A 12,852-nucleotide genomic window follows, 5' to 3' on the forward strand; every position below is an offset into this window, starting at 1 on the left:
CCATCACCCTTTCACCGCACCGGCGGCGATGCCGCGCACGAAAAGCTTGCCGGAAATGAAGTAGACGATGAGTGGCACAAGGCCGGTCAGGATGGTGGCGGCCATGTTGACGTTGTACTCCTTCACGCCTTGCACCGAATTGACGATGTTGTTGAGCTGCACCGTCATCGGATAGGTGTCGGGGCGGGTGTAGACGACGCCGAACAGGAAGTCGTTCCAGATGCCGGTCACCTGCAGGATGATGGCGACGACGAAGATCGGCAGCGACATCGGCGCCATGATCCGCAGGAAGATGCCCCAGAAGCCGGCGCCGTCGACCCGTGCCGCCCTGAACAGCTCTTCCGGCATCGAGGCAAAATAGTTGCGGAACAAAAGCGTGAGGATCGGCATGCCGAAGATGGAATGGACGATCACCAGGCCGCTGAGGCTGCCGTAGAGGCCGATCTCGCGCAGGATGATGACGATCGGATAGATCATCACCTGATAGGGGATGAAGGCGCCGACGATCAGGATGACGAAGAATGTGTCGGCGCCCTTGAAGCGCCAGTTGGCGAGCGCATAGCCGTTCACCGAGGCGATCGCGATCGACAGCAGCACCGACGGCACGGTGATGCGCACCGAATTCCAGAAGCCGCGCGAAAGCCCGTCGCAATTCAGGCCGGTGCAGGCGGTCGCCCACGCCTTCACCCACGGTTCGAACGTGATTTCGAGCGGCGGCGAGAAGATATTGCCCATCCGTATCTCGGGCATGCCCTTGAGCGAGGTTACGACCATCACGTAGAGCGGCAGCAGATAGTAGACGGCCACCACGATCAGCGTGCCATAGAGGAAGATATTGCGGCGCGAGAAGACATGCCGCGGCTTCGGCCCGCGCGGCCCGGAGGCTTCGCGCTCGGCGGCACCCGCGCTGGCGGGCAAAGGGACGGCCGGGTCAGCCACGCTTCCTGCCTCCAAATTCAAGGTAGGCCCACGGCACGACGACGATCACCACCGAGAGCAGCATCATGGTCGAGGCGGCAAAGCCCTGGCCAAGATTCTGTGCGAAGAACATGTAGTCATAGACATATTTGGCCGGCACTTCGGAGGCGATTCCGGGGCCGCCGCTGGTCTGGGCGACAACGAGGTCGTAGACCTTGACGATGCCCGACGCGATGATGACCAGCGTGGTGATGAAAACCGGCCGCATCATCGGGATGACGATGAACAGATAGGTCTTCCACATCGGGATCCCGTCTACCCGCGCTGCCTTCCAGATGTCCTCGTCGATGCCGCGCAGGCCGGCCAGCATCAGGCACATAATGAGCCCGGTGCCTTGCCACAGCGCCGCAATCGAAATGCCGTAGATGACGATGCTGGAATTGTAGAGCGGGTCGAAGTTGAAGCTCGTCCAGCCGAGGTCCCGCACCACATGTTGGATGCCGAAATCCGGATTGAGCAGCCACTGCCAGACCAGGCCGGTGACGATGAAGGAAAGCGCGAACGGATAGAGGAAGATGGTGCGGAACGTGTCCTCGAAACGGATCTTCTGGTCGAGAAGCGCTGCAAGCAGGAAGCCGATGACCAGTGAGAACACGAGCGAGATCGCGCCGTAGATCAAAAGGTTCTCGATCGAGATCAGCCAGCGCGGCGTCGCCCACAGCCGGTAATACTGGTCGAGCCCGGCGAAATTCAGCCGTGGCAGCAGCTTCGAATTGGTAAAGGAATAGAACACCGTCCAGACGGTGCCGCCGACGAAAACCACCGACGCGGTGAGGATCATCGGGATCGAGGCGACCTTCGCATTGATGTTGCGGAACAGCGGGTTGGGGCGTTCGCTCTTGCTCATCTCGTCAGCCGGCTGGGTAAGGGCGGTGCGATCCCGGCCCTGCTTTCGCAAGGCCGGGATCGAGGTGTATTGCCTCCAACGTCAGTCTGCCGAAGCGATGAGGTCGGCAAAGCGCTTCTGCGCGTCTTCGATGGTCAGGTCCGGCTTGGCGAAGAATTCGGCGAAGAGATCTTCCTTCTGCTTCTGGGTATCCTGCGAAAGCAGTTGGTCCGTCCACGGGATGACGGCGCCCTTGGCGAGGATCGCCAGACCCTTCTTCATGCAGTCGTTCGCCGCATTGAGATCGACGTCACCGCGCACCGGCAGCGAGCCCTTCTTGAGATTGAAGGCGACCTGAGTCTTAGGGTCGAGCAGCGTCTCTGCCAACACCTCCTGCGCCTTGGACTTGTCGGCATCCTTGAGCAGCGGGAAATAGAAGGCGTCGCCGCCGGTGGCGATCACTTCGTTCAGACCGAGGCCCGGCAGGCAGGCATAGTCCTTGCCGGCGACCTTGCCGGCAACCTGGAACTCGCCTTGCGCCCAGTCACCCATGATCTGGCCACCGGCCTTGCCGGTGATGACGAGATTGGTTGCCTGGTTCCAGTCCTGCACATTGGTGTTCTTCGCCATCTTGCGGGCATCGTCGGCGGCCTTGAAGACCTTGGCGATCTCGGGCCCGGCGGCGAACTTGGCATCCTTGTCCTTGTAGACCTTAAGGAACGCGTCGGTGCCGCCGACCGCCGCCAGCAGCACGTCGAAGGCGCCGGAAGATTGCCAGGCCTGTCCGCCGACAGCGAGCGGGATGATGCCCGCCTTTTCCAGGGCGGGCGCTGCCGCCACGAATTCATTCCAGTCCTTCGGCAGCGGCACGCCGGCCTTCTCGAAGGCTTCGTTCGACAGCCACAACCACTGCCAGGAGTGGATATTGACCGGCACGCAATAGATCTTGCCGTCGATGGTGCAGCTGTCGAGCAGGCTCTTCGGCCGCACGATTTCCGTCCACTTGCCCTTGGTGGCGACATCGGTGAGGTCGCGCATCAGGCCGGCCTGCACCAGTTCTTCGGCCTGCCGGCCGTGATTGAACTGGGTGGCGCCCATCGGATCGCCGCCGGTGATGCGGCTGATCATGATCGGCCGTGCCGTGCCGCCGGATCCGGCAATGGCGCCGTCGACCCAGTGATTGCCGGTCGCGTCAAAAGCCTTCGCGAATTCCGCAACCGCCGCCGCCTCGCCGCCCGACGTCCACCAATGGGTGACTTCCAGGTCGGTGGCGGCCGCCGGGCCGGCAAGCTGAAGCGCGGCCGTCGCGGCAAGGGCAGCGGTCAAAAGTCTATAGCGCATTTCGGTTCCTCCCAGAATCTGAAACGTTACAGATTTTCGATACGGCAATTATGCGGAGCGTGCAACCCCTGAGATAAACGCGCTCGAATGTTTTTTCGAGGCGCGAACAAATTCGTTGCGTGCAAACCGGCAAACTCCGCGCAAAACCGGGTGCTGCGCTGCAAAATCATGCTGCAGCGCAAGAAAACCGTCTCGAACCTGATTCTCGCGCAACGTTTCTGGCCGCCAAACCCTGCCAAAACCATGGCTTGAGAGACCCACGCGCTGCGATGTTGGAAATCTGTAACGTTTCAGTATATTGAGGCCTGACGGCGAAGAACCGTGCCACATCGTCATCGAAGCGATTGTCGGCTGGTCCGGCGGCTGCTATGCGCCTGACGGGGCGGGACGAATGGACAGGGACCAGACGGAGAAGGACGACGAGGCGTCGGCGCATGAGCGGCCGACGCTGAAAACGCTTGCCTTCATGACCGGGCTCGGCGTCACCACCGTCTCGCGCGCGCTCAAGGATGCACCCGAGATCGGCGCCGAGACCAGGCGGCGGGTTCAACTCGTCGCCAGGCAGATCGGCTACCGGCCGAACCGCGCCGGCGTGCGCCTGCGGACTGGCAAGACCAATGTTATCAGCCTCGTGCTCAATACCGAGCGCGAGATCATGAGCTTTGTCTCGGACATCATCTACGGCGTCTCGGAGGTCATTGCCGACACACCCTATCACCTGATCGTCACGCCCTACTCGCGCTCGCAGGATCCGCTGGACCCGGTAAAGTATCTGGTCGAGTCCGGCTCGGCCGATGGCGTCATCATCTCACGCACGCAGCCCAACGATCCGCGCGCCCGCTACATGCTGGAGCGTGGCATACCCTTTGCCACGCATGGCCGCACCGATATGGGGCTTGTCCACCCCTATCACGACTTCGACAATTACGCCTTCGCCGCCGAAGCGGTACGCCATCTGGCCAGCGTCGGCCGGCGCCGGCTGGCGCTGGTAGCGCCGCCGGTCGGGCTCACCTATTACGACCACACGGTCAATGGCTTTGCCGACGCACTGAGCGAGGTCGACGCCAGCGAAGTGCCGTTCAACGCTGTTTCGATCGACCAGTCGATCGATCAGATCAGGACGCGGACCGCGCAGTTGATGCGCCGCGACGTCAGGCCGGACGGTTTCGTCAGCAGCGCCGCCGCAGCGACGCTGGCCATCGTCGCCGGCATCGAGGATGCCGGCCTGAAACTCGGCCGCGACGTCGATGTCGTGTCCAAGCAATCGTCGGAACTGCTGCATCTGTTCCGCCGGGAGTTGCTGATCGTCAACGAAGACTTCCGCCTCGCCGGCACCGAGCTTGCCCGCGCCGTGCTGGGCTGGATAGGCGGCGCGGCACCTGGCTCTTTGCAGACAGTGGTCAAGCCAGGCGACGTCGTCGCGTATCAGGGCTGACTGGCACGACCTGAGAGGTCCGCCTCACCTGACCCTATCCGGCCGCTCCACTTCCCCATGGCCCATGGAAAGCGCCCTGCTCGCCGATGCGCTCGAAGCCATGCGCGCCGAAGAAGTCGCGCTGCGCCTGGATCAGGTTCGAGGTGCCGCGGCCCTGGCGGTAGCTGTCGAAATAGGCAAGTGCCGACGCCAGTGCAGGCACCGGCGAGCCTGCTTCCGATGCCTTGGCAACGGTGCGCCTAAGCGACGGATGCGCCTCCTGCATCATGGTGGTGAAAGCCAGCGCCATCAAAAGGTTGGTGGACGCGCCGCCCGAGCCGAAGGCTTCCGCCATGGTGTCGAGCATCTGCGAGCGGATGATACAGCCGGCACGCCAGATCTTGGCGATGGTCGGCATCGGCAAGTTCCAGTTGAACTCCTTCGAGGCGGCGCTCATCACCGCGAAACCTTGTGCATAGGCGGCGATCTTGCCGGCGAGCAGCGCCAGCTCCAGGTCTTTCAGAAGTGCCGCCTTGTCGCCGGAGATCTTGGTGACGCCGATATTGCCATAGGCTTTTTCGGCCGCCTGCCGCTCATCCTTGATCGAGGACAGCACGCGGGCCGCCACTGCCGCCTCGATGGCCGTCGCCGGAATGCCGAGCTGCTGCGCCTCGATGACAGACCATTTGCCGGTGCCCTTCTGGCCGGCACGGTCGAGGATGATGTCGACCACCGGCTTGCCGGTCTTTGCATCGTCGGCGGCCAGCACCTTGGCGGTGATCTCGATCAGATACGAATCGAGCCGGCCCTTGTTCCAGTCCTCGAAGACCTTGCCGATCTCCTTCGGCCCCATGCCGAGACCGTCACGCAGGATGCCGTAGATCTCGGCGATCATCTGCATGTCGGCATATTCGATGCCGTTGTGGATGGTTTTCACGAAATGCCCGGCGCCGTCTGTGCCAAGCCAGGCAGCGCACGGTTCATCCTTGAACTTGGCCGAGATCGCGGTCAGCACGCGTTCGACGCGCTTCCAGGAGTCTTCGGTGCCGCCGACCATGATCGACGGTCCATGGCGCGCGCCTTCCTCGCCGCCGGATACGCCCATGCCGATGAAGGTGAGACCTGAGCCCGACAGTTCCGAAAAGCGCCGCATCGTATCGCGGAAATTGGCGTTGCCGGCATCGATGACGATATCGTTGTCAGACAACACGCCGCGCAGCGCTTCGATCTGTTCGTCGACCGGCTTGCCGGCCAGCACCATGATGATGACCGGGCGTGGCGGCTTGATCGCAGCTGCCAGTTCCTCCAGGCTGTAGCAGGGCACCACCATGTCCCTGAGCGAACCGGCGCCTTCGAGGAAGGCATCGGTGCGCGCCTTGGTGCGGTTGAAGACGGCGATGCGGTGCCCGTGCTCGGCAATGTTGAGCGCGAGGTTGGAGCCCATTGTGCCAAGGCCGATCAGGCCTATTTCGGCTTTTTCCATCGTTTCTTCCCTGCTTTCGGATTTTGTTGAGGCCGCGTTTTTCGGGATGCCCACTTTTCGGCGAGATGATTGACGGGCCTTTCGCGCCACGTCAACCGCCTCGCCGAATTGTGTTGCGTCTGCGTTGTGTCAGACCGAGTCAGGAAGGGTCAGTTGGTGACCAGGCGACGCCTTGCCGATCGAACATATGGCGATAGGTTGGACACATGGCAGTCAAACGGATGGACAATGTCGGAATCGTCGTCGAGGACCTCGACGAGACAGTTGCTTTCTTTCGCGAGCTCGGCCTCGAACTGGAAGGGCGGGCGACGATCGAAGGCGAGTGGGCCGGACGTGTCACCGGGCTCGGCGATCAGCACGTCGAGATTGCCATGATGCGCACACCGGACGGTCATGGCCGGCTCGAGCTCTCCCGCTTCCTCACGCCGCCTGTCGTTGCCGATCACCGCAACGCCCCGGTCAATGCCTTGGGCTACCTGCGCGTCATGTTTACCGTGGACGACATCGACGACACGCTTGAAAGGCTCCGCAAGCGTGGCGCGCAGCTGGTCGGTGAAGTCGTCCGTTACGAGGACGTGTATCGGCTCTGCTACATCCGCGGGCCGGAAGGGCATCTCATCGGGTTAGCCCAGGAACTCGGCTGAGCGTCCTTCGCGGGCGGGCTGAATATCACTCGGCGCGGATATCGATCGGCGCTTCGATCTTTATCACTTCGAAATCCGAAACCAGAACATCGAGCCGCGCCGTCCAGCGGCCTGGAATCGGAATGACGAGATTATCGACCCGCCAGGTGCCGTCGCCTGGCTTGGTCGCCGGACGCTTGATCGGCTCGATCCCCGAATCGGGCTTGGACAGCACCAGCGTCACTTCCTTGGCGTCGAGCGGGCCGAAATCGCCATCCATGATGACGATGGAGGCGGTGACCTCCCCGGTATGGCCGGGCGTGATGTCGATGTCGGCCATCGCCTTCATAGTGTGGATATGGGTCGACGTCGGTTGTGCCGCGGCGATTGCCAGGGCCCGTGGCGGCGGCGTGAAGCGCCAGCCGGCGGCAACGCCGAAGATCAGGAGCACGATCAGCATTTCGACTGAGATCGAGCGGCTAAGCCGTCGCCGCACTTCCGTCGCTCCGGCCTCGGCCAAGGCGGTGAGCCGCCATCGATTGACCGCCGCCAGCGTGAACAGAAACACCAGCAGCGCCAGCTTGATCAGCAGCAGCCGGCCATAGGCGGTGTTGACCAGTGCCGCCGGTGTCTGCACCTGGATGATGGCGAGCACCACACCGGCGGCGGCAAGCACTACCACCACGGGCATGATCGCGCGCGAAAACCGCCGCAGGAACGCCCCGGTTTCCACCGATTGGCTGCTCAACGCCAGGCCGAGCGGCAGCAATGCTCCAGCCCAGAAAGCGATGCCGGCGCCATGCAGGAACACCATAGGCCGCGTCAGCCATTGCGGTTCGGCTGCACTGGCATGGCCGCTGGCGGCAAGGGCTGCACCCACACCGGCCAGCCCGGCGAGCGCCAACGGCCTGGCGCCAGCACGCGATCCGACCAACGACAGCAGGCCAAGCCCGAGCGCCGCCAGCGAAATCAGCACCGTCCAGCCGAAGCTGGTGCCAAGCGCCGTCCGCCAGACCACCGGTTGCGCCAGCCGGGCGAGTGGCGCGCCCAGCGCGTCCAGCCCCTGGAACCCGAGCGACAGGGGTGCTGCGACCAGCCCGCACAGGATGGCGGCAATGACGAAGCGCTGGCCTGAGCGCTGGCCTTGCGCCAGCCATGTCAGCGCGAAGGCGCCGCCAATGCCGAGGAAAAGCCCGATGTAGAGAAGAACCTTGCCGGTCCAGATCGCTGACCGCAAATCTATATCGACAGCTTCCCCCACCGCCGGCGCCGCACTTGGCGCGCCAACGGAAAACAGCACCGAGCCGCCGACCGGATGGCCATCGGCGGAAATCACCCGCCAGCTCAAGACATGGGTGCCCGGCCCGAGCTTTTGTGGATTGTCGATCTCAACCGTTTGGTCGCTCAACCGAAACGAGGTCAAAGCGACAGGCGTACCGTCGGGCCGCACCAAGGTCAGCACCAGCGGCGACACAGGCTCGCTGAAGGTCAGCGAAAATTGCGTCGGCGCTCGCTCCAGAACCGCGCCGTCGGCAGGCTCGGCCTTGATCAGCGCCGCATGGGCAAAGGCCTGGTTTGGCGTGGCAAGGACGGCAAGCAGCAGGATCGCGGCCAGCAGGCCGAAGCACCTGCCGGCTGTCCGTTCTATCCGCTGAAAACAGGCCACGTTCATGCCATCCACCAAAACAGTGGCGCGCCGCTTCGAAGCAGCGCGCCGCCAATGCATCATTTCTTCGGCAGCAGGTTGAGGCCGGGCGCCGGATCTTCCAGCGCATCCTCATCCTGACCAGCCGCCGGAATCTCTATCCAACGCGTGGTGGCCCCATCGCATTCCTGCACCACCGGAAAATAGAGTTTTTGCCCGGCCGGCAGATCGGCGGCCAACGTGCCGCGGAAGACGAACTCGTCATAAAATTCATCCGGCAGGCTGCCGCCGCTCCAGTCGACTTCCTTGACGCCCGAGGTCACCGCCTCGCCATAGAGCTGGTAGGATTTCTCGTACTTGCCTTTCTTGACCTGCAGCGTCCAGCCGGGCTTGGGCATCGGCTTCACCCCGATCACCCCTTCCGGGATCTGCACGCGCACGGCAATCGTCGCCTTGCCGTCGCAGCCATGCGGCACGCGCAGCACGGCCTTGTAGGTCGAACCGACCGCAACCTCCTGTGTTTCGAGCGTGATATGGGCGAAGGCGGCACTTGTCCCCAGGACGAGGAATGCAGCGGCCGGCAAATGATGCTTGTTCATGATGGGTCCCTCTCGAAAAAATTGATTGGCAATAATTGGTCAGTCGTTGTCTTCCAGGGGTGGCGCGCTGCCTATGGCTTGCACGGCAAACTCGACGGTCACGGTTCCGGCCCTCTCGAAAGTCAGCTTAGCGGCAAACATCTGGCCTTCTTTAGGGGGCTGCTTCAAATCCATGAACATCACGTGGTAGGCGCCGGGACCCAGCGTGATCTTGCCGCCCGCCGGAATGTCCAGGCCGCCACTGACCGGGCGCATGGTCATGACGCCATCCTTCACCCCCATTTCATGAAGTTCGGCCTTCCCCGAAATGTCGGAGGAAATCGACAGCAGCCGGTCCGCTGCGCTGCCCTTGTTGACGATGGTGAAATAGCCGCCGGCAACCTTGGCGCCGGCCGGCGTGGCGCGCGACCAGGGATGCTCGATCTCGATGTCACCGGCCTTGAACTCATGCGCAAGGACGGAATGGGGGCCGGCGAACAACAGTGCAAAGGCGAAGAGGGCGCTGCCGAGACGCTGCTCGATAGTGATGGAGAAAGGGGCACTGCGGCGCAACGCGCCGGCACGAAGAAAAAGGAACATGGGTAGGCTCCATGAATATGAGGTCGCGCCTTTGTCCGGCTGCGAACGTGTTTATCATTGGATGATTATCGCCTGCGCAGGTTACGCGAAGCGAGCGGCGGTTTTTCAGCCCGCAAGCGGCGGCGCGCGCGGATTGGCCGGAGAGCGCTCACGCGTGACGTCGGGATGCCTGACTGCCGGCGGGAGAAACGCGACTGTTTCAAAAGACAGGCTCACCGGCGCCACGCCGACGCCTGCTGGCGGCGCATAGGCGACGGAGGCCATGCTGCAGCCGAGCATGCAGCACGCGGGCATATGCTGCTGGTGCGGATCGCCGCCGGGAAGCTGGACCGCCCCATCATGGCTGCAGATGACGTTGCCGAAAGCGTCGAGTTGCGAGGCATCCGGCGCAATGCCGAAAGCAAGCACGCCGAGCGTCGACTGGAGCAGCAGCACACAGGCCGCGACAAAGGCGGCCGTCATGCTCCATCTCTTACGCCGGAAGTCCAAAGACCTGCCTCTTCACGCAGCAACGCGTGGATATCTAGCACGCGGCATGTCGGCGGAAAATCGCCAAATCATCGCTGCGGCAACGCGGCGCGTTCGATCCATGTCGCACAAAAGTGCGCAGCGGTTTGGGATAACGGCATGAGGCAGAGATCTTGTGCGCATAACGTCCCTTCGGACGTCGCGCTCAGGAAGCCGGGCGGCCGCCGATTTCCGGGATCGACGTCAACAGCGTGTGGCGTGCCGACTTCAGATGCTTGCGGCAGGCGGCGTCGACCTTGCCGAGATCGCGCGATTTCAGCGCCGCGATGTAGGCGAGATGCTCGCTCACCGCGACTTCGTTGCGCTCGCGCTCCTGCGCCTTGTTCCACTGGTAGTGGTAGTGAAAGATCATGGCGATGACGTCGTAGAAATCGACGATGAAGCGGTTGTGCGACGCCCGGTGGATCAGCCGGTGGAAGCGCTCGTCTAGCTCCGAGAATTCGTTGAAGCGGATGGCGATTTCGCTGGCCAGAAGCCGGTGCTCGTCTTCCAGCCGGTCGAGATCCGCCCAGACCGGACTATCCCCAGGCAAGGCGGCAAAGGCCGCCGCCGAGCGTATCTCGAACATCTCGCGGATTTCAGTGAGTTCGAGCGCGAAGGCTCGCGTAAACCCCTTCAGCACCCAGTGGCTGTTGCGCCGCTTCTCGATCAGGCCGAAGCGGGAGAAGCGGATGAGGAACTCGCGCACGCTGGTGGTGCCGACGCCGATCTCGCGCGCCAGTTCGAGCTCGTTGATCTGCATGCCGGCCTCGGCGCCGCCAGCCAGCAATCTGCGCATAAACGACCGCTCGATGATCTGGGCCAGTGTGTCTGTCTCCTCCTCGGGGAAGAAATCATCCGGCTTCGGCGCCCTGAGCACTGTCTTGCTGCGTTTGTTCCACGCGATCAGCCCGGTCTCTTCCATGCGCGCCAGAATGGTGCGCACGGTGGTCCGGCTGACGCCGAGCAAAGTGCCCAGTTCCGGCTCCGACGGCAGGCTCTGCGTTTCATCGAGCAGCCGCAGACCCCTGTTGTAAGCGTCCTTGTAGACGTTGTTGCTCTTCGACATCCCTGCCCCGTTGCGCGCCGGCGCTTGCTGTGGCTGGCTTGAAGCGCGATATCACATATGTCCTGGCGCTCACCCGGCAAAGCAAAACGCTCTGCGTGTCAGACGCCGCTCCCCACAAGCCAAGCGTCCATCGGACGCATGGTCTCCTCCTGAAAAAACAATTGACGCACAAATGTTTTTTCACGATAAAAGACATTATATGTAAACAGACGCGTGTCAATCCGCGCATCCCCAGGAACAGACCCAGGAAACTGCCCGTGAACGCCTCGAACAGCATTCTTCTGTCCCCCGCCGACAATGTCGCGGTCGCCAATGGCCGCATCGAGATCGGCACCCCTCTGCCCGGCGGCGCCGTCGCCACGGCCTTGATCGAGCCCGGCCACAAGGTGGCGATCAAGCCTATCGCCGCCGGCGAGGCGGTGGTCAAGTATGCCCAGGCCATCGGCCGCGCCACCCAGGACATCGCGCCCGGCGACCACGTCCATTCGCACAATCTGGTCTTCGAGTCCGGCCGTCTGCCGGTCGTGCCGCCGAGCGAAGCGGAGCATGCCACCGAAGCTGACCGCGCCCGGACATTCATGGGCTATCGTCGCGCCGATGGCCGTGCCGGCACGCGCAACTTCATCGGCATCATCGCCAGCGTCAATTGCTCGGCCACCGTCTGCCACGCCATTGCCGACGAGGCCAACCGCGTGCTGTTGCCGAAATATCCGGGGATCGACGGCTTCGTCCCGATCGTCCATGGCCAGGGCTGCGGCATGAGCGGCACCGGCGACGGCATGATGGTGCTGCACCGCACGCTCGCCGGTTACACCCGCCATCCGAATTTCGGCGGCGCGTTGATGGTCGGCCTCGGCTGCGAGGTCAACCAGCTCACCCTTTACGGCCAGAAGGGTGCGGCGGCGGGAAAACGCCATTTCAACATCCAGGACGCCGGCGGTTCGCGCAAATCGGTCGCAAAGGCGATGGGCGTGCTCGCCGAAATCGCCGAGGAAGTCGGCCAGTATCAGCGCGAGCCGATCCCGGTCTCGGAGATCGTCGTCGGCCTGCAATGCGGCGGTTCCGACGGCATGTCGGGCATCACCGCCAATCCCGCGCTGGGAGCGGCGGTCGACATCCTGGCCGGCGTCGGCGGCATCGGCATCCTGTCGGAGACGACGGAGATCTATGGCGCCGAACATCTGCTCGCCTATCGCGCGGCAACGCCGGAGATCGCCAAGAAGCTCGACGGTTTCGTCAAATGGTGGGAGGACCATGTCGCCAAGCACGGCGCCTCGATCGACAACAACCCCTCGCCCGGCAACAAGCGCGGCGGTCTGACCACCATCCTGGAAAAGTCGCTGGGCGCCGTGGCCAAAGGCGGCCAGACTCCGCTCAACGGCGTCTTCGGTTATGCCGAAAAGGTCACCGGCAGTGGCCTGGTGTTCATGGACACGCCCGGTTACGACCCGGTCTCGGCGACCGGTCAGGTGGCGGGCGGCGCCAACATCATCGTCTTCACCACCGGCCGCGGCTCCTGCTTCGGCTGCCGGCCCACGCCGTCGATCAAGGTCGCCACCAACTCGACCATGTACCACCAGATGGAAGAGGACATGGACGTCAATTGCGGCGTCATCGCTTCGGGTGAGAAGACCATCGCCGGCATGGGCCGGGAACTCTTCGAACTCATCGTCGAGACGGCATCGGGCCGCAAGACCAAGAGCGAGGCGTTCGGCTACGGCGACAACGAGTTCGTGCCGTGGCACCTCGGCGCGACGCTCTAACCACCGACGAAAAAAGCGGGCTGCA

The 12,852-nt window shown here is 63.2% G+C and carries 12 protein-coding genes; 3 read left to right on the forward strand and 9 right to left on the reverse strand.

The window, feature by feature from the left end; genetic code table 11:
• Positions 1–3: 3 nt before the first annotated feature.
• The 3 genes from ACYG9V_RS30485 to ACYG9V_RS30495 form a co-directional block, all read right to left on the reverse strand.
• On the reverse strand, positions 4–939 hold the full coding sequence (locus tag ACYG9V_RS30485) for a carbohydrate ABC transporter permease (RefSeq protein WP_023669802.1): 936 nt from the start codon (positions 937–939) through the stop codon (positions 4–6).
• A complete protein-coding gene (locus ACYG9V_RS30490; protein WP_023683029.1) occupies positions 932–1,825 on the reverse strand; it encodes a carbohydrate ABC transporter permease in 894 nt (297 codons plus the stop codon). The genes ACYG9V_RS30485 and ACYG9V_RS30490 overlap by 8 nt, the downstream gene beginning before the upstream one ends.
• 81 nt (positions 1,826–1,906) lie before the next feature.
• Positions 1,907–3,145 (reverse strand): ABC transporter substrate-binding protein, encoded by a 1,239-nt coding sequence (locus ACYG9V_RS30495; protein WP_023683028.1) that lies wholly within the window; start codon positions 3,143–3,145, stop codon positions 1,907–1,909.
• Positions 3,146–3,536: 391 nt separating this feature from the next.
• Between ACYG9V_RS30495 and ACYG9V_RS30500 the strand changes: the two genes are divergently transcribed.
• Positions 3,537–4,580: a LacI family transcriptional regulator gene (locus ACYG9V_RS30500; RefSeq protein WP_023683027.1), complete on the forward strand. Its 1,044-nt coding sequence runs from the start codon at positions 3,537–3,539 to the stop codon at positions 4,578–4,580.
• Between the two features lie 34 nt (positions 4,581–4,614).
• Here the strand turns inward: ACYG9V_RS30500 and gndA are convergent, their stop codons facing one another.
• On the reverse strand, positions 4,615–6,042 hold the full coding sequence (gene gndA, locus ACYG9V_RS30505) for an NADP-dependent phosphogluconate dehydrogenase (RefSeq protein ID WP_352762642.1): 1,428 nt from the start codon (positions 6,040–6,042) through the stop codon (positions 4,615–4,617).
• 206 nt (positions 6,043–6,248) lie between these two features.
• On the opposite strand from gndA, the gene ACYG9V_RS30510 reads away from it, so the two are divergent.
• Complete coding sequence (locus ACYG9V_RS30510; protein ID WP_023700136.1) at positions 6,249–6,686, forward strand: VOC family protein; 438 nt, start codon at positions 6,249–6,251, stop codon at positions 6,684–6,686.
• A 25-nt stretch (positions 6,687–6,711) separates the two neighbouring features.
• On the opposite strand, the gene ACYG9V_RS30515 is transcribed toward ACYG9V_RS30510, so the two are convergent.
• From ACYG9V_RS30515 to ACYG9V_RS30535, 5 genes are all read right to left on the reverse strand, one after another.
• The gene (locus tag ACYG9V_RS30515; RefSeq protein ID WP_031209150.1) at positions 6,712–8,337 is read right to left on the reverse strand and encodes a copper resistance CopC/CopD family protein; all 1,626 of its coding nucleotides are present in this window, start codon (positions 8,335–8,337) and stop codon (positions 6,712–6,714) included.
• A 53-nt stretch (positions 8,338–8,390) separates the two neighbouring features.
• The gene (locus ACYG9V_RS30520; protein ID WP_023686612.1) at positions 8,391–8,909 is read right to left on the reverse strand and encodes a YcnI family copper-binding membrane protein; all 519 of its coding nucleotides are present in this window, start codon (positions 8,907–8,909) and stop codon (positions 8,391–8,393) included.
• A 39-nt stretch (positions 8,910–8,948) separates the two neighbouring features.
• A complete protein-coding gene (locus tag ACYG9V_RS30525; protein WP_023815734.1) occupies positions 8,949–9,488 on the reverse strand; it encodes a copper chaperone PCu(A)C in 540 nt (179 codons plus the stop codon).
• A 105-nt stretch (positions 9,489–9,593) separates the two neighbouring features.
• Positions 9,594–9,950: a DUF2946 family protein gene (locus ACYG9V_RS30530; RefSeq protein WP_023686614.1), complete on the reverse strand. Its 357-nt coding sequence runs from the start codon at positions 9,948–9,950 to the stop codon at positions 9,594–9,596.
• Positions 9,951–10,161: 211 nt separating this feature from the next.
• The gene (locus ACYG9V_RS30535) at positions 10,162–11,064 is read right to left on the reverse strand and encodes a GntR family transcriptional regulator (protein WP_023815733.1); all 903 of its coding nucleotides are present in this window, start codon (positions 11,062–11,064) and stop codon (positions 10,162–10,164) included.
• Positions 11,065–11,321: 257 nt separating this feature from the next.
• Here ACYG9V_RS30535 and ACYG9V_RS30540 point away from each other — a divergent pair, with 257 nt between their 5' ends.
• The gene (locus ACYG9V_RS30540) at positions 11,322–12,827 is read left to right on the forward strand and encodes a UxaA family hydrolase (protein ID WP_023728563.1); all 1,506 of its coding nucleotides are present in this window, start codon (positions 11,322–11,324) and stop codon (positions 12,825–12,827) included.
• Positions 12,828–12,852: the final 25 nt, after the last annotated feature.

It is taken from the genome of Mesorhizobium sp. W016 (assembly GCF_054719485.1).

Bases quoted from the DNA above. Each gene is read 5' to 3' on its own strand.
- ACYG9V_RS30490 (WP_023683029.1), bottom strand. From the start codon at position 1,825: ATGAGCAAGAGCGAACGCCCCAACCCGCTGTTCCGCAACATCAATGCG.
- ACYG9V_RS30495 (WP_023683028.1), bottom strand. From the start codon at position 3,145: ATGCGCTATAGACTTTTGACCGCTGCCCTTGCCGCGACGGCCGCGCTT.
- ACYG9V_RS30500 (WP_023683027.1), top strand. From the start codon at position 3,537: ATGGACAGGGACCAGACGGAGAAGGACGACGAGGCGTCGGCGCATGAG.
- gndA (WP_352762642.1), bottom strand. From the start codon at position 6,042: ATGGAAAAAGCCGAAATAGGCCTGATCGGCCTTGGCACAATGGGCTCC.
- ACYG9V_RS30510 (WP_023700136.1), top strand. From the start codon at position 6,249: ATGGCAGTCAAACGGATGGACAATGTCGGAATCGTCGTCGAGGACCTC.
- ACYG9V_RS30515 (WP_031209150.1), bottom strand. From the start codon at position 8,337: ATGAACGTGGCCTGTTTTCAGCGGATAGAACGGACAGCCGGCAGGTGC.
- ACYG9V_RS30520 (WP_023686612.1), bottom strand. From the start codon at position 8,909: ATGAACAAGCATCATTTGCCGGCCGCTGCATTCCTCGTCCTGGGGACA.
- ACYG9V_RS30525 (WP_023815734.1), bottom strand. From the start codon at position 9,488: ATGTTCCTTTTTCTTCGTGCCGGCGCGTTGCGCCGCAGTGCCCCTTTC.
- ACYG9V_RS30530 (WP_023686614.1), bottom strand. From the start codon at position 9,950: ATGACGGCCGCCTTTGTCGCGGCCTGTGTGCTGCTGCTCCAGTCGACG.
- ACYG9V_RS30535 (WP_023815733.1), bottom strand. From the start codon at position 11,064: ATGTCGAAGAGCAACAACGTCTACAAGGACGCTTACAACAGGGGTCTG.